General features: G+C 71.1%; 14 protein-coding genes. 6 read left to right on the forward strand and 8 right to left on the reverse strand.

The genetic code is table 11. The annotated features are described in order from the left end of the window. Nucleotides 1-24: 24 nt before the first annotated feature. Together BM204_RS19280 and BM204_RS19285 are read right to left on the reverse strand one after the other, a co-directional pair. Nucleotides 25-771 carry an IclR family transcriptional regulator gene (locus BM204_RS19280; RefSeq protein WP_091116826.1) on the reverse strand — a complete coding sequence of 249 codons (747 nt, stop codon included), beginning with the start codon at nucleotides 769-771 and terminating at the stop codon, nucleotides 25-27. A 77-nt stretch (nucleotides 772-848) separates the two neighbouring features. Next, the gene (locus BM204_RS19285; RefSeq protein WP_091116828.1) at nucleotides 849-2,114 is read right to left on the reverse strand and encodes a choice-of-anchor P family protein; all 1,266 of its coding nucleotides are present in this window, start codon (nucleotides 2,112-2,114) and stop codon (nucleotides 849-851) included. Between the two features lie 209 nt (nucleotides 2,115-2,323). Here BM204_RS19285 and hutH point away from each other — a divergent pair, with 209 nt between their 5' ends. The 4 genes from hutH to BM204_RS19305 all read left to right on the forward strand — a co-directional run bounded on the left by hutH (nucleotide 2,324) and on the right by BM204_RS19305 (nucleotide 7,936). Next, entirely contained in the window at nucleotides 2,324-3,865 is a 1,542-nt protein-coding gene (gene hutH, locus BM204_RS19290; RefSeq protein WP_091116831.1) for a histidine ammonia-lyase, read from the forward strand. Next, entirely contained in the window at nucleotides 3,862-5,553 is a 1,692-nt protein-coding gene (gene hutU, locus BM204_RS19295; RefSeq protein ID WP_091116834.1) for a urocanate hydratase, read from the forward strand. The genes hutH and hutU overlap by 4 nt, the downstream gene beginning before the upstream one ends. 572 nt (nucleotides 5,554-6,125) lie before the next feature. Further along, the gene (locus BM204_RS19300; RefSeq protein ID WP_177223729.1) at nucleotides 6,126-6,791 is read left to right on the forward strand and encodes a putative endonuclease domain-containing protein; all 666 of its coding nucleotides are present in this window, start codon (nucleotides 6,126-6,128) and stop codon (nucleotides 6,789-6,791) included. A gap of 128 nt (nucleotides 6,792-6,919) precedes the next feature. After that, the gene (locus BM204_RS19305; protein ID WP_246166463.1) at nucleotides 6,920-7,936 is read left to right on the forward strand and encodes a M48 family metallopeptidase; all 1,017 of its coding nucleotides are present in this window, start codon (nucleotides 6,920-6,922) and stop codon (nucleotides 7,934-7,936) included. Between the two features lie 176 nt (nucleotides 7,937-8,112). Here BM204_RS19305 and BM204_RS22820 read toward each other — a convergent pair whose 3' ends face one another. Further along, a complete protein-coding gene (locus BM204_RS22820) occupies nucleotides 8,113-8,256 on the reverse strand; it encodes a hypothetical protein (protein WP_170259259.1) in 144 nt (47 codons plus the stop codon). Nucleotides 8,257-8,411: 155 nt separating this feature from the next. Between BM204_RS22820 and BM204_RS19310 the strand changes: the two genes are divergently transcribed. After that, nucleotides 8,412-9,272 carry a patatin-like phospholipase family protein gene (locus BM204_RS19310; protein ID WP_091116841.1) on the forward strand — a complete coding sequence of 287 codons (861 nt, stop codon included), beginning with the start codon at nucleotides 8,412-8,414 and terminating at the stop codon, nucleotides 9,270-9,272. A 3-nt stretch (nucleotides 9,273-9,275) separates the two neighbouring features. Beyond that, nucleotides 9,276-9,668 (forward strand): MmcQ/YjbR family DNA-binding protein, encoded by a 393-nt coding sequence (locus tag BM204_RS19315; RefSeq protein ID WP_218031322.1) that lies wholly within the window; start codon nucleotides 9,276-9,278, stop codon nucleotides 9,666-9,668. Here BM204_RS19315 and BM204_RS19320 read toward each other — a convergent pair whose 3' ends face one another. The 5 genes from BM204_RS19320 to BM204_RS19340 all read right to left on the reverse strand — a co-directional run bounded on the left by BM204_RS19320 (nucleotide 9,669) and on the right by BM204_RS19340 (nucleotide 15,222). Then, nucleotides 9,669-10,541 carry an HpcH/HpaI aldolase/citrate lyase family protein gene (locus tag BM204_RS19320; RefSeq protein WP_091116845.1) on the reverse strand — a complete coding sequence of 291 codons (873 nt, stop codon included), beginning with the start codon at nucleotides 10,539-10,541 and terminating at the stop codon, nucleotides 9,669-9,671. Next, nucleotides 10,541-11,644, reverse strand: a complete 1,104-nt coding sequence (locus BM204_RS19325) for an HpcH/HpaI aldolase/citrate lyase family protein (RefSeq protein ID WP_091116848.1) — start codon at nucleotides 11,642-11,644, stop codon at nucleotides 10,541-10,543. Before BM204_RS19325 ends, BM204_RS19320 begins: the two co-directional genes overlap by 1 nt. Before the next feature lie 67 nt (nucleotides 11,645-11,711). Next, nucleotides 11,712-12,269: a DnaJ family domain-containing protein gene (locus BM204_RS19330; RefSeq protein WP_091116850.1), complete on the reverse strand. Its 558-nt coding sequence runs from the start codon at nucleotides 12,267-12,269 to the stop codon at nucleotides 11,712-11,714. Between the two features lie 98 nt (nucleotides 12,270-12,367). Then, nucleotides 12,368-13,861, reverse strand: a complete 1,494-nt coding sequence (locus tag BM204_RS19335; RefSeq protein WP_091116852.1) for an MFS transporter — start codon at nucleotides 13,859-13,861, stop codon at nucleotides 12,368-12,370. Beyond that, nucleotides 13,858-15,222 (reverse strand): M20/M25/M40 family metallo-hydrolase, encoded by a 1,365-nt coding sequence (locus BM204_RS19340; protein WP_091116854.1) that lies wholly within the window; start codon nucleotides 15,220-15,222, stop codon nucleotides 13,858-13,860. Before BM204_RS19340 ends, BM204_RS19335 begins: the two co-directional genes overlap by 4 nt. Nucleotides 15,223-15,312: the final 90 nt, after the last annotated feature.

Raw genomic sequence — 15,312 nt, forward strand, 5'->3', positions numbered from 1 at the left:
TGCAACGCGCCAGGGTGGTCCCGGTTACGCGCGCCCGCTGATCCGCCGGGTCAGGACGGCCGCCGTCTGCTGGATCTCGTCGACCAGCATCGGTGCCGGATCGCCCTCGAAGGTGACGGCGACGGCAGCCACCGGGTGTCCGTTGTGGTCGAGCACGGCCGCGGCGATGCTCGCGAAACCCGGGGTGACCTCGCTGTCCTCGACGGCGTGGCCCCGCCGTCGTACGTCGGTCAGCAGCGAGCGCAGGGCGCTCAGGCTCCGCGGCCCCCTGCCGGTCCGGTCGACGAACGCGCCGGGGAAGGGGTAGAGCGCGCGGACCTGCGCTGTGGGCAGGCCGGCCAGGAGGGCCCGCCCGCTGGCGGTCAGGTGTGCCGGAAGGCGTACGCCGATGTCGGTGACCAGCGGAGGGCGGCTGGGAGCGCGCTCCTCGACCACGTAGAGGACATCGCGGCCGTGCAGCACCGCGAGGTGTGCGGACTCACCGATGCGGTCCACGAGGGAGGCCAGCTGGTGGCGGGCGATGCGCTGCAGCGGCGCCTGCCGGGAGTAGCCGCTGCCGACCTCGAAGGCCGCGACGCCGAGGCCGTAGCGCCGCTCCTCGACGAGGTGGACGACGTAGCCTTCGGCGATCATCGCCGTGAGCAGGTGGTAGGCGGTGCTGCGCGGCAGGTCGCACTCCCGCCCTATCCGCTCAAGGGGGACCGGGTCGGGCTGGCTGGCGAGGAAGGTGAGGACCTTGAGCGCGCGCGTGGCTGCGGGGACCTGGGTCATGGGGCTTTCAACCTAGCGTTGCCGCGGGTGGTGGCGGGGCCTCGGCCCCACCACCACCTCACGTCCCCAGGGAGGGATCAGCCCTTGCGGACCTGCAGCTCGGCCATGCCGAGGTCGACGACGGCGCCGGAGCCGTCGAGCAGCGTGAGCCGCAGCGCGATGACCGAGATGCCGTTCTTGATCTTGCGCACGATGCGCTGCTGGATCTTCACCAGGCCCGGGATCTCGATGACGCCGCTCTCCGGGAAGAAGCGGGGCTCACCGTTGGAGATGATCGAGCCGATGGTGGCGGTGACGTTGCGGACCAGGCTGTCGCCCTTGCGCGTCACGTTGGCCTGGGCCACGATTGAGTTGATCACCAGGGCGCCGTCACCGAGGTTGACCTTCGCGATGTTGGCCAGCTCGTAGCCCGAGCCCGAGCCCTTGACCTGGCGGGCCTTCTGGTTGGTGTCGATGCCGCGCACGACGATCTGGTCACCGAGGTTGACGCGGGCCGCGGCCCTGGTCAGCTCCTTGCCGTTGGTGCCCTTGCAGGGCATCAGCGACAGGGGGGTCCGCCCGGACTTCACGGTCTCGCCCAGGCCGCGGGCACGGGTGCCGGCCGAGTAGCCGCGGAAGGTCCCGAACGGAGCACCCTTCTGGATCTTGGTCGCGGTGTGGGCGACCTTGGCGAGGGTGTCCGACGGGAAGACCCTGATGTTGATGGCGTCGGCCGCGGCGCGCACGCCGTCGATGATCTTCGCGCTCACCTCGTTGCCGATGGTGATCCGGGCCAGGCCGGGGATCTCCAGCGGCTGTCCCGGTGTCGGGATCTCGAGCTCCTGCGGCTCACCGCCGGCGGGCGTCAGGACGATGCGCGCCACGCTGGTGTCGGTCTCGGTCTTGAAGCCCGTGCCGGTGTGGAAGGCCCGCGACATGGAGCGGACGCCCTCGATCGACAGGGTGCCCGACGAGCCCTCGGCGATGAGGACCTCGGCGATCGAGTGGGTGGCGTAAGCGGAGACGACGGAGCCCTGCTTCTCGGTCCAGGCCCGCGTGCGTACGCCGCTGACGGTGCCGAGGCCGGGGACCTCCACCTGCGCCTCGAAGTTGCTGCGCATCACGCCGGCGCGGACCGTGCAACCGATCGCCGTGTAGGCGGTGTTGTCGGAGCTGGCCGGCACCTGGCCTCCGGTCACGAGAGTCCCGAAACCGGTGGCGTTGAGGGCAAAGTTGGTCTTGACGATCTGACGGGCGAGGTCGGGACTGCCGACGACGGCCGTGGCGGGGGTTGCGGTGGCCAGCGCCGTGAGGGCGAGGGTCGCAGTGGCGACGATGGCGCCGAATCGGATCTGGTGTCGCAAGGGAATCACTCCTGGTGTGTGGATGACGAGCGGCCCCCAGCCCCGAGAGCGTGATGCAGTGCATCCGCCGGGCTTTCTTGCTCAAACCACTAGTACCCCTCTTGGGGGAAATCCATACCTATGCAAACCGCGGTCTCACATCTCGGATTCGAGACTACGTCGGTCCTGCGGGTCTGGCGCCCGGGCGGAGGCAGGCATTGGATGGGGACATGTCTCCTGAAGTCGTCGTGGACGTCGGTCCGCTCTCCGTGTCCGAGGTCGTGTCGGTCGCCCGTGACGGAGCGGTGGTGCGGCTCGGCCCGGACGCCCTCGTCGCCCTTGCGCGGGCCCGCTCGGTCGTCGACGTGCTCGCCGCGGCCCCGACGCCTGTCTACGGCATCTCGACCGGCTTCGGGGCGCTGGCGACCCGGCACATCCCTACCGACATGCGCGCCCAGCTCCAGCGCTCGCTGGTGCGCTCCCACGCGGCCGGCTCCGGCCCCGAGGTCGAGCGCGAGGTCGTGCGCGCGCTGATGCTGCTGCGGCTCTCGACGCTCGCGACGGGGCACACCGGCGTACGCCCGGAGACGGCGCAGCTGCTCGCTTCGCTGCTGACGCACGGCATCACGCCGGTCGTCCACGAGTACGGCTCGCTCGGCTGCTCGGGCGACCTCGCACCGCTGGCCCACTGCGCGTTGGCGCTGATGGGCGAGGGGTCCGTGCGCGACGCGTCCGGGGAGCTGGTGCCGGCGGCGGACGCCCTCGCTGCAGCGGGGCTCACGCCCGTCGAGCTGGTGGCCAAGGAGGGCCTCGCGCTCATCAACGGCACCGACGGGATGCTCGGCATGCTGGCACTCGCGATCCACGACCTGCGCCTGTTGATGCGAACGGCGGACGTCGCGGCCGCGATGTCGGTCGAGGGCCAGCTGGGCACCGACCGCGTCTTCGCCGCCGATCTCCAGGCGATCCGGCCGCACCCCGGGCAGGCTGCCTCGGCGGCCAACCTCGTCGCCCTGCTCGCCGACTCCGGGATCGTCGCCTCGCACCGCGGACCCGACTGCAACCGGGTGCAGGACGCCTACTCGCTGCGCTGCTCGCCCCAGGTGCACGGTGGTGCGCGCGACACCCTCGAGCACGCCGCTGTCGTGGCCGGCCGGGAGCTGGCGAGCGCCGTCGACAACCCGGTCGTGGTCGGCGACCGGGTGGAGAGCAACGGCAACTTCCACGGGGCGCCCGTGGCCTACGTGCTCGACTTCCTCGCGATCGTCACCGCCGACGTGGCCTCGATCAGCGAGCGGCGCACCGACCGCTTCCTCGACAAGGCCCGCAACCACGGGTTGCCGCCCTTCCTGGCCCACGACCCCGGGGTCGATAGCGGGCTGATGATCGCGCAGTACACCCAGGCCGCGATCGTCTCCGAGCTCAAGCGCCTCGCCAACCCGGCCTCGGTCGACTCGATCCCCTCCAGCGCCATGCAGGAGGACCACGTCTCGATGGGGTGGTCGGCCGCGCGCAAGCTCCGGCGTGCCGTGGACGGGCTCACCCGGGTCGTGGCCATCGAGGTGATGACGGCTGCCCGTGCCCTCGACCTGCGCGCACCGCTCGCCGCGTCGCCGGCGACCAGTGCCGTCGTACGACTGCTGCGGGAGGGGGGTGTCCCGGGGCCTGGTCCCGATCGGCACCTGTCGCCCGAGATCGAGGCCTGTGTGGAGCTGGTGCGCTCCGGGGCCGTCGTCCATGTCGTCGAAGAAGTGATCGGAGAGCTGCAGTGAACACCTCGTCCAACCCCCGCTTGCCCATCAGGGCCGCGCGCGGCACCGAGCTGACCGCGAAGTCGTGGCAGACCGAGGCGCCGCTGCGGATGCTGATGAACAACCTCGACCCCGACAACGCCGAGCGCCCCGAGGACCTCGTCGTCTACGGCGGCACCGGCAAGGCGGCGCGGAGCTGGGAGGCCTACGACGCGCTGGTGCGCACCCTGCGCGACCTGGAGCCGGACGAGACGATGCTCGTCCAGTCGGGCAAGCCGGTCGGCGTCATGCGCACCCACGAGTGGGCGCCGCGGGTGCTGATCGCCAACTCCAACCTGGTGGGCGACTGGGCCAACTGGGAGGAGTTCCGGCGGCTGGAGGACCTCGGGCTGACGATGTACGGCCAGATGACGGCCGGCTCGTGGATCTACATCGGCACCCAGGGGATCCTGCAGGGGACCTTCGAGACCTTCGCGGCCGTGGCCGACAAGCTCGCGGCCTCCGGCCGGTATGAGCACAGCGGTGGCACCCTCGCCGGCACGATCACCGTCACCGCCGGGCTCGGCGGCATGGGTGGGGCGCAGCCGCTCGCCGTCACGATGAACGACGGCGTGGTGATCTGCATCGAGTGCGACGAGGGGCGCATCCAGCGGCGGATCGACCACCGCTACCTCGACGTCAAGGCCGCGTCGTTGTCCGAAGCGGTGTCGATGGCCGTGGCTGCGCGGGACGCGAGGACACCGTTGTCGATCGGTGTGCTCGGCAACGCCGCCCTGATGTTGCCCGAGCTGCTGGAGTCGGGTGCTCCGATCGACATCGTCACGGACCAGACGTCGGCGCACGACCCGCTCTACTACCTGCCGGCCGGCACGTCGTACGACGACTGGGCGCGCGAGCGGGAGGCCGACCCGGTCGACTTCACGAGACGTGCGCAGGCGTCGATGGCCACCCACGTCCGCGCGATGGTCGACTTCCAGGACCGTGGGGCCGAGGTGTTCGACTATGGCAACTCGATCCGCGACGAGGCGCGAAAGGGCGGCTACGACCGGGCCTTCGACTTCCCCGGCTTCGTGCCGGCCTACATCCGCCCGTTGTTCTGCGAGGGCAAGGGCCCCTTCCGATGGGCCGCGCTCTCCGGCGACCCGGCCGACATCGCCGCCACCGACCAGGCGATCCTCGAGCTCTTCCCGGACAACGTGCGGCTGCACAAGTGGATCACCATGGCGCAGGAGAAGGTGCAGTTCCAGGGGTTGCCGGCGCGCATCTGCTGGCTGGGCTACGGCGAGCGGCACCTCGCCGGCCTGAAGTTCAACGAGATGGTCGCCTCCGGTGAGCTGAAGGCGCCGATCGTGATCGGCCGCGACCACCTCGACTGCGGCTCGGTCGCCTCGCCCTACCGCGAGACCGAGGCGATGCTCGACGGCTCCGACGCGATCGCCGACTGGGCGCTGCTCAACGCGCTGGTCAACACCGCCTCCGGCGCCACCTGGGTCTCGATCCACCACGGCGGCGGGGTCGGCATGGGTCGCTCCATCCACGCCGGCCAGGTGTGCGTCGCCGACGGCACCGCGCTGGCGGCGGAGAAGATCGAGCGGGTCCTCACCAACGACCCCGGCATGGGCGTCATCCGACACGTCGACGCGGGCTACGACAGTGCCTCCCGCGTCGCTGCCGAGCGGGGTGTGCGGGTGCCGATGACGGAGGGGTGACGCCGGCCCGGAAAGTCCGTGACGTTTTCGACCCTCGCCGGGGCCTGGAGGGGCTAGAACGTCTCGGACTTTCCGGACAGAGGTCCAGCCTCGGCCCAGGTCTCATCCACAGGCTCGGCTGATGCGGGACCTGTCCACAGGTCCAGTGGAGGCTGGGTTGGTGGATGGCTGCGCGAGGCATCGATCTCGCCATGTCGACGACGCGCTGGGACCCGGTGTGCACGAGGCCCGAGGGCCTGGTGGCGCCATCGCGCGTCGACCGCACGGGCAAGGCTGGCCCTACGTGGCGTGCGGCCAGAGGTCCTGGCTGGCGCTCGGTCGCGCCGGGGCTCTATGTCCCGAGCGCCGTCGAACCGTTGGTCGAGCAGCGCATCGTGGAGCAAGCCGGCCGGCTGAGCCCCGGTGGTCGGTCCGGTTGTGTCACAGCGTGGGCGGCACTGCGGTGGCGCGGCGCGGCCTTCTTCGACGGGTTGGCCCCAGGTGGTGAGGTCGAGCTGCCGGTGCCGTTGTCACTCGGAGGAGCTGGGGCCCAGCTACGTCCGGCGCCCGGATGTGCGCTAGAACGGGTGCAGTTGGCTCCTGCCGAGCGCGAGGTGGTGGCGGGGCTCCCGTTGACGACCACGCAACGTGCGCTGTTCGACGAGGTACGCCGGCGAGGCTCCCTGTGGTCGGCCGTCGAGGCGATCGACATGGCGGCGGCAGCCGGGCTCATCTCGGCCTGGGTGTTCGCGATCTACATCGGCACGATGAACTCGCGCAACGGCGTCCCGCTCGCGCGTCACGCCGTGTCACTGGCGGTGGACGAGAGTCGCTCGCCACGCGAGACCTGGTTCCGTCTCGTGTGGACCCTCCAGGCCGGACTCCCTGAGCCGCTCGTCAACGAGCCGGTCTACGACCACGAAGGGAGGCTCATCGGCATCCCGGATCTCCTGGACCCGGTCGCCGGTCTAGTCGGCGAGTACGACGGAGCGCACCACAAGAGCGTCGAGCAGCACCGCCGCGACGTACGCCGTGAGGAGGACTTCCGTGACCACGGACTGGAGTACGTCACCGTGGTGCGCGGAGACTCACGCAACGTGGCAGCGGCGCGGGTGCGCGCAGCCCGCGGGCGGGCGAAGTTCCTCCCGAGAGAGTCGTGCGCGTGGACCCTGGAGCGACCCGCCTGGGACCCGCGGCCCGAGACCCTGGACGAACGCCTCGGACGTCTCGGGCTGGTCTCGGCGCTGACTCGTTCCTGACCTCGGGATAGTCCGTGACGTATTCGACCCTGGCCGGGGCCACGAGGGGCTAAAACGTCACGGACTTTCCGGCCGGGCAGCCTCCTCCACGTCCGGACGCGTTCATCATTGCGTGCGAGAGTAAAGCCGTGACGAACCAGCCGGCTCGGTCCCGGGCCACCCTCACCGACATCAGCTCCCGGGCGTGGGAGCACCCCGCCGACCAGGGGGCACTGGTCGCGCTGCGCAGGCTCAAGGGCTTCGACACGGTGCTGAAGGCGGTGGCGGGGCTCTTCAACGAACGGGCGTTCCGGCTGGTCTTCCTCGGTTCGGCCGTGCGGGTCGACGAGCGCCAGTTCCCCGCGCTGCACCGCATGCTCGGCGACGCCGGGCGGGTGCTCGACGTCGCCGAGCTCCCGGAGCTGTACGTCGCCGCCAACCCGGTCCTCAACGCCATGACGATCGGCATGAACAAGCCGTTCATCGTCCTCAACTCCGGGCTCGTCGACCTCCTCGACGACGACGAGCTCCGCTTCGTGATCGGCCACGAGCTCGGTCACGCGGTGAGCGGGCACGCGGTCTACCAGACGTTGCTCCAGCGGCTGCTCGTGCTCAGCGGCGTCCTCGCCAGCCTGCCCCTCGGCGGGCTCGGGCTCCGGGCGATCGTGGCGGCGCTCTACGAGTGGTCGCGCAAGGCCGAGCTGTCGGCCGACCGGGCCGGGCTGTTGGCGATCCAGGACACGGCGACCGCCTTCCGCGTGCACATGCAGCTCGCCAGCGGTGGTCACCTCGACCAGCTCGACACCACGTCGTTTTTCGCGCAGGGCCAGGAGTACCTCGACGCCAGCGACCTGCGCGACTCGGTCCTCAAGCTCCTGCTCATCGAGAACCGCACCCACCCCTTCGCGGTCGTCCGCGCCGCGGAGCTGCGTCGCTGGGTCGACTCCGGGGAGTACACCCGTTTCGTCGCGGGCGGCTACCCGCGCCGCTCGGACGACGACACCGCCAACGTCACCGACGCTGCCAAGGCAGCTGCGGCCAGCTATGCCGAGACGTTCCAGCAGTCGCAGGATGCGCTCGGCAAGCTCGTCCACGACGTCGCCGGGGTCGCCGGGAGCGTCAAGCTGTGGCTCGACGAGAAGCTGCGCCGCGACGACACGCCCTGACCGAGGTGCCCTGGCCGGCGCCGGGGTCACGCCGACCCGGCTCGTCGAGGCACGAGCCACGAACCTGCGGTCGTTGCGGAGGCGAGAAGACGTTGAAGAGCTCGGTGTCCGGAGACACGACAGGACCCCCGACCGATGGCCGGGGGTCCTGGGTTCGTGCGGGTCGTGCGGGTGCGTCAATAGACGCGTCGACGGGTGCCGCCGACCGGGACGAGGTTGAGGATCAGTCCGACGACGAGCAGGATCGCGCCGATCGTCGTGAGGATCGGGATGTTTGCGATCAGGCCGATGATCAGCAGGATCAGTCCGAGTACCACCATGGGGATAACCATCCTTTCAAGATGTTCGTCGACAACCCTGACGCGTGCAGCGCGCCCTGGAACCACCCCACGGGGTGGTTTGACGCCCGGACTCCGGGACAAGGCTCGCGAGACGTCCGCTCATCGGACGTCCGGGCACCTGAGAGACTTCCGCCATGAGCACACGTGGACTCGTCCTGGGCGGCGGCGGCATCACGGGGATCGCCTGGGAGACCGGGCTCCTCACCGGCCTGGCGGAGGCGGGCGTCGACCTCACCACCGCTGACCGGGTCATCGGCACGTCGGCCGGCTCGATCGTCGGCTCGCAGATCACCAGCGACACCCCGCTCGCCGAGCTCTACCGTCGCCAGCTCCTCCCGCCCGGTCACCCCGACGGCCCCACGGAGACGGCGCTGGCCTCGATCGGCCCCCGGGTCCTCGTCACCTTCGGCTTCGCGATCCTGCGCTCCCGCGATGACGTCGAGGCGTTGGGCCGGCGCCTGGGCGGCTGGGCTGTCCGGGCGAGCGCGAGGGGGAGGACGCCGAGCATCGCCGAGCGCTACGACCAGGTCCGTCAGAGGCTCACCACGACCGCGTGGCCCGACCGTGACCTGGTCATCACCGCCGTCGACGTCGAGACCGGCACCCTGGTCGCCTTCAAGCCCGGGCACGACGTGTCGCTGGAGGACGCCGTCAACGCCAGCTGCGCCGTGCCCTGCGTCTACCCGCCGATCCCGATCAACGGCAGGACCTACGTCGACGGCGGCATCCGCTCGGGCTCCAACTCCGACCTGGCTGCCGGCTGCGACCCGGTCGTGGCGCTCACCCCCTCGGACCGCTCGATCGGTCCGCTCCGCACCGCGTCGGTCCAGCTCGCCGAGCTCGGCGTCCGCCACCTGGTGATCACGCCCGACGAGGGCTCGCTGGCCGCCATCGGCAAGAACGTCCTCGACCCCGCGTCCCGCCCCGCCTCCGCCCGCGCCGGCCACGCCCAGGCGGCGTCCTGCGCCGAGCGGGTGCGGGAGATCTGGGGCTGAGGCGTGCCGCACCCCCAGATGTTCCACGACGACGACCCGGCTCTCACCCGGGTCCGCGACCTCGCGCTCGCCCTGCCGGGCGCACAGGAGAAGGTCTCGCACGGGCGCCCCGCGTTCTTCACCACCAAGGTCTTCGCCTACTACGGCGGCTCGCACAAGGTCGACGGCGACTGGCGTCAGCACCCGCAGGCGGTCATGGTCCTGCTCGACGAGGACGAGCGCTCCGCCCTGCTCGAGGAACCGCGGTCCTTCGTGCCGGCCTACCTCGGTCCGAGCGGCTGGCTCGGCATCAACCTGCCCGCTCCCGGCGCCGAGGGATGGGCCGAGGTCGCCGAGTTGCTCGACGCCTCGTTCCGTCGTACGGCGCCCGCGCGACTGGTCAGGGAGCTGGAGTGATCAGCCCAGCGCCTCGATCGCCTCGTGGATCGCCAGCGTGCGCCGGGCCGACTCGACGTGGAGGTTCTCCACCATCTTGTTGTTGTAGGTGACGACCCCGGAGCCCGAGCCTGCCTCCCACGCCTCGAGGATGCCGCGGGCGTCGTCGACGGCCCTCTCGGACGGGGCGAACTGCTCGTTGGCCGGGCCGACCTGGCCGGGGTGGATCAGCGTCTTGCCGTCGAAGCCCAGCTGGCGCCCCTGCTCGCACTCGGCGAGGAAGCCCTCGTCGTTCTTCACGTCGTTGTAGACGCCGTCGAGGATCGCGATTCCGGCGGCCCGCGCGGCCAGCAGCGAGAGCGACAGCGAGGTCAGCAGCGGGGCGCGGCCGGGCACGTGCTCGGCGTACAGCTCCTTGACCAGGTCGTTGGTGCCCATGACGAGCACGGCGAGCCGGTCGGACGCGGCGGCGAGCTCGCGCACGTTGAAGATCGCCTCGGGCGTCTCGACCATCGCCCACAGCCGGGTGTGCTCGGGCGCGCCGGCCTTCTCCATGGCGGCGACCAGTGAGCGGACCTCCTCGGCGGTGTTGACCTTGGGCACGACGATGCCGGCCGGCCCGGCCTGGGAGGCGGCGACGATGTCGTCGTCGTGCCACGCGGTGCCGATGCCGTTGACCCGGATCGTGACCGTACGACGGCCGTAGGCGCCCGACGACGCGGCGGCCGCCGCGGACTCACGGGCGGCCGGCTTGGCGTCGGGGGCGACCGCGTCCTCGAGGTCAAGGATCAGGCCGTCGCAGGCGATCGCCTTGGCCTTCTCGAGCGCCCGCTCGTTGGAGCTGGGCATGTAGAGGACCGAGCGCAGCGGGGTGAAGGCGGTCTGCTCGGGCATCAGGCCACCGTCTCGATCGCGTCGTACTGCTTCTTCAGCTCCGGGTCGATCGCGGCCAGCTCCTCGGCGAGTCGCACCATCACCAGGCACTGCTTGAGCGAGGCGTCGTCCTCCATCTTGCCGTCGAGCATCACCGCGCCGGTGCCGTCACCCATGGCCGCGACGACGCGACGGGCATGCAAGATGTCGTCGACCGACGGGCTGAAGACCCTGTTGGCGATGGCGATCTGCTTGGGGTGCAGGCTCCACGTGCCGACACAGCCGAGAAGGAAGGCGTTGCGGAACTGGTCCTCGCAGGCCACCACGTCGGCGATGTCGCCGAAGGGGCCGTAGTAGGGGTAGATGCCGTGCATCGCGCAGGCGTCGACCATGCGGGCGATCGTGTAGTGCCAGAGGTCCTGCTGAAAGATCGAGCGCGGCCCCTCGATGTCGGCGGCCCCGTCCTTCACCTGCGGGTCCTGCCGCACGAGGTAGCCCGGGTGGCCGCCGCCGACCCGGGTGGTCTTCATCCGACGGTCGGCCGCGAGGTCGGCCGGGCCGAGCGAGAGGCCCTGCATGCGCGGGCTGGCGCCGCAGATCTCCTCGACTGAGGCCACGCCGCGCGCGGTCTCGAGGATCGCGTGGATCAGGATCGGACGGTCCAGACCCGCCTTGGCCTCCAGCTGGGCAAGCAGTCGGTCGACGTAGTGGATGTCCTCGGCGCCCTGCACCTTGGGCACCATGATCACGTCGAGCTTGTCGCCGATCGCCGGCACCAGCGTGGTCAGGTCGTCGAGCACCCAGGGGCTGTCGAGGGAGTTGATCCGCGTCCACAGCTGGGTCGGACCGCTCTGCCCGCCGAGGTTGGCGGTCGACTGGGCGATCTTCACCAGCCCCTCGCGTGCGGCGACCTTGTTGTCGGCCTTCACCGCGTCCTCGAGGTTGCCGAGGAGGACGTCGACCGTGCCCACCATCGCGGGGATCTTGGCCGCCATCTTCTCGTTGCTCGGGTCGAAGAAGTGGATCGCACGGCTGGGGCGAGCCGGGACTTCCGTGAGCGGGGTGGGTGCTCCGACCGCGAGGGGGCGGAAGAAGTACTTGGCACTGCGCGAGGATCCGGTCATGCGCGGAAAGTACCAGCGGCCGACGCCCGCCCGGTATGACGGATCTCTCGACCCTCAGGGCGTGGACCTACCGCACGGAGCGCTGCCACCAGCGGCGCCGGGGCGCGGTTGCCTCCAACTCGTCGCGTCGGGCCCGCGCAGCGGCGGCCCGGTCGTCGCGACGCTCGCGCCAGGCAAGCACGGTCTCCTCGACCTCGCGGGGCATGGTGATCAGCGGCGGCTGGCCGTCCTGGGGTGAGTAGCGGGCGCGGATGATGCGGGCGTTGAACTCCTCGACCTCGCGGCGCACCTCGGCGTCGGTGAAGAGCGCGTCGAGCCGCGCACCGAGCTCGGCGTCGTCCTTGCGCAGCTGCAGGGAGGGCGGCAGCACGGTGATGTTCTCCCGCTCGACCAGCTTCTTGATCCACCAGTCGGGGTCGTGGTCGCGCCCGAGCCCCTCGATCGGCTTGCCGGCACCGGGCAGGTCGTCGAACTCGCCCTTGGCCATCGCGACCCGGACCTGCTGGTCGACCCAGGAGGCCTGGTGGCCGATGCGTGACTGGGCGGCCGTCCGGCCGGTGCGCCGGTCCTTGAGGGGCAGCTGGTCGACGCGCTCGACCTGGGTCGGTTCCTCGTCGTGGGTCATGTCCTCACCTCCGCGCCTCCGAGTCTAGGAGAGGGGTGTGTGGGCCCTGGCTCGGCTGTTGGGCATGGACCTGATCGACATCCCGGTGCCGAGCGGCACTAGGTCGAGCTGGACGGCTTGTTCGCGCGCACGCCCCGAGCGTCGGCCAGGACGTCGGGGCCGGGCTTGTCGGAGAAGGCGTGCCGGGGTGCGGCCAGCAACGACAGCGCCGCGAGCAGGGAGGCCACGGAGCACACGGCCCAGACGGTGAGGTAGCCCGACAGCGGTGCTTCCGCCTCGGTCACGCCCTCGATCCCCTTGCTGGCCAGGGCGATCGCGAAGATCGAGGAGGCGATCGCGCCACCGACGGTCTTGGTCGCATTGGTCATGCCGGTCGCGAAGCCGGTGCGGTCGGGCGGGGCGGCAGCGGCGGCGGCGGCCGGCAGGGCGGCGACAAGGGCACCCGAGCCGAGGCCGGCGATGCCCATGTTGAGCAGCGCCTGGCCGGTGCTGTCGTGGAAGGGGATCCACAACGCATAGCCGAGCGCCACGAGCAGGCAGGACACCATCAGCGCCCGTCGTACGCCGAGCCAACGCGAGGTGAGCGGCAGCGTGAAGGCCCCGATCGCCAACGTGATGACGTAGACGCCGATCAGCGTGGAGACGAACGCCGAGTCGGCGCCGAGGCCGTAGCCGCGCACGTCGGGGTCGGCCTGCGCGAAGGTGGACAGCGGGATCTGGCCGCCGAGGACGGGGATGCCGAAGAGGAACGCGGTGAGCTGGACCGGCCACTGCTGCGGCGTCGCCAGCAGGCGCACGTCCACGATCGGCTCGGCCTGCGCCGTCTCGAACCGCCAGAACGGCACGAGCGCCGCGAGGCCGGCGAGGACCAGGGCCCAGGCAAGAGGGCTGCCGACACCCTGCAGGCGCAGCACCACCAGGCCGGCCATCACCAGCCCGAGGGCCAGCGTGATCAGCCCGAGGCCGGTCCAGTCGATGCCGCCGGTGGCCTCGCCGGGAGAGTTCTCCACGCCGACGAGGATCACGAAGAAGACCGCGGTGACGACCATCGCGGGGATCGCCAGCAGCAGGTTCATGTCGAGGGTGTCGACCAGCAGCCCGCTGCTGAGCGCACCGATGATGACCGCGAGCTCGAGCGCGCCGACCAGCACGGCCGCGCCGCGTCGGGTGAGCAGCTCCTGGCGGCCGGAGTCGCGGGTGCGGTGGTGGATGATCGCGACCTCGAGCGGCAACCACACGACGTAGGCGCCCTGGAGCGCCCAGCCGATCAGGAAGGTCGAGAACGACGGCGCGAAGGCCAGGATCCACGAGCCGAGGGCCGTGACCGCGGTCGAGAGCAGCAGCACCTTCTGGTGCCCGACCAGGTCGGCGAGGCGAGCGAGCAGCGGCACGCAGAGCGCGCTGACGATCAGCTGGGCCGCCTCGAACCAGTTGACGTCGCCCTCGCTGATGCTCAGGTGGTCGGCGATCTGCGGGAAGATCGGGGTGTAGTAGCCCTGGAGCACGCCGCTCGCGACCTCGACGGCGACCAGGAAGCCGACGACTAGCGCGAGGCCCTGGGCAGCGGGCCTGAGGGTGGGACTGGTGGTCATCGGGGGAGCCTCTCGATCAGCAGCTCGTACCAGCGGACGCCGTCGAGGAAGGCATCGACGCCGAGGTGCTCGTCGAAGCTGTGGATGGCCTCGCGCTGCGCCTTGGTCATGCGAAACGGCGCGAAGCGGTAGACGCGCTCGCAGATCTCGGTGAAGAAGCGCGAGTCCGTGGCGGCCATCATCACGTAGGGCGAGGGGACGGCCTCGGGGAAGACCTCGCCGATCGTCGCCTCCAGCAGCTCGAAGGCGTCGTCCATCGGGGAGACCGGGCTCGGCTCGTTCTGCTCCACCACGTCGAGGTGGACCTCGTCGTCGGCGACGACCGACCGAACGTGGTCGAGCACGTCGCTGACGGTGTCGCCGACCATGATCCTGATGTTGACGCCGGCCTTGGCGGTCGCGGCGATCACGTTGAGGGCCGGGGAGCCCGAGAGGGTCGTGACCGCGAACGTCGTGCGCGTCATCGCGGCGGGCTCCGGGCCGGCGGCGAGCAGCGCGCGGGTCAGCAGTGGCTTGAGGCGGGCGGCGTTGGCGAAGACCGGCCTCAGCGGGAGCGGGCCGTGTGGCGCCATCCGGCGGAAGAGCTCGATCGTCGGGGGCGGGGTCCGCGGCGCCATGGGGGAGCGGTCGAGGCGCACGATCGCACGGGCCAGGCGGGCGGTCGGCCCCATCCGGCTCGGGGTGCTGGCATGGCCCCCGCGTCCCTCGACCCGCAGCTCGAGCGACGTCACGCCCTTCTCGGTGAGGCCGATGACACCGATCGGTGCCGTGACGCCGGGGAAGGCCTCGCTGGCGACCGCGCCGCCCTCGTCCAGGACGAACCACGGCCGCACGTCCCTCCTGCGGAGCTCCTCGACGGCGAGCACCGCGGCGCTGCCCGAGACCTCCTCGTTGCAGCCGAAGGAGAGCCACACGTCCTGCGCCGGGACCACGTCGCGCTCCAGCAGCGACTCGACGGCCTCGCAGATCGCGACCAGGGAGCCCTTGTCGTCGAGCGTCCCGCGGCCCCAGATGACGCCGTCGACGATCGCGCCGGAGAAGGCAGGGTGCCGCCACGTGCCCTCGACCGGTACGACGTCGAGGTGGGCCATCAGCACGACCGGGCGGGCGTTGCTCGCGCCGCGCCAGTGAAAGAGCAGGCCGTGGGTGTCGACGCGCGTCAGCTGGAGCCGCTCGTGGAGCACCGGGAACTGGCGGGCCAGCTCCTCGAGGAACTGGTCGAAGGCCGCGGTGTCGACGAGGGCCGGGTCGCGGTCGCTGACGGTCGGTATCCGCACCAGGGCCTGGAGCTTCTCCACCGCCCGGTCATGCGTGCCGGCATGCGTGCAGGCATGCGGCGGCCGCCCCTCCCTCAAGGTCATGCGGTGACGCTACCGCGCGACGAGCCGTCTCGGATGTGAGACGCCGGCGTGCCTGGGGGTCGTTGACCGCGGCGACGCGGACCGGTGGAC

The sequence above is a fragment of the Nocardioides psychrotolerans genome, from assembly GCF_900113685.1.
GTDB classification, from domain to species: domain Bacteria; phylum Actinomycetota; class Actinomycetes; order Propionibacteriales; family Nocardioidaceae; genus Nocardioides; species Nocardioides psychrotolerans.

Bases quoted from the DNA above. Each gene is read 5' to 3' on its own strand.
- BM204_RS19280 (WP_091116826.1), bottom strand. From the start codon at position 771: ATGACCCAGGTCCCCGCAGCCACGCGCGCGCTCAAGGTCCTCACCTTC.
- BM204_RS19310 (WP_091116841.1), top strand. From the start codon at position 8,412: ATGAGCACACGTGGACTCGTCCTGGGCGGCGGCGGCATCACGGGGATC.
- hutH (WP_091116831.1), top strand. From the start codon at position 2,324: ATGTCTCCTGAAGTCGTCGTGGACGTCGGTCCGCTCTCCGTGTCCGAG.
- BM204_RS19330 (WP_091116850.1), bottom strand. From the start codon at position 12,269: ATGACCCACGACGAGGAACCGACCCAGGTCGAGCGCGTCGACCAGCTG.
- BM204_RS19340 (WP_091116854.1), bottom strand. From the start codon at position 15,222: ATGACCTTGAGGGAGGGGCGGCCGCCGCATGCCTGCACGCATGCCGGC.
- BM204_RS19320 (WP_091116845.1), bottom strand. From the start codon at position 10,541: ATGCCCGAGCAGACCGCCTTCACCCCGCTGCGCTCGGTCCTCTACATG.
- BM204_RS22820 (WP_170259259.1), bottom strand. From the start codon at position 8,256: ATGGTGGTACTCGGACTGATCCTGCTGATCATCGGCCTGATCGCAAAC.
- BM204_RS19335 (WP_091116852.1), bottom strand. From the start codon at position 13,861: ATGACCACCAGTCCCACCCTCAGGCCCGCTGCCCAGGGCCTCGCGCTA.
- BM204_RS19325 (WP_091116848.1), bottom strand. From the start codon at position 11,644: ATGACCGGATCCTCGCGCAGTGCCAAGTACTTCTTCCGCCCCCTCGCG.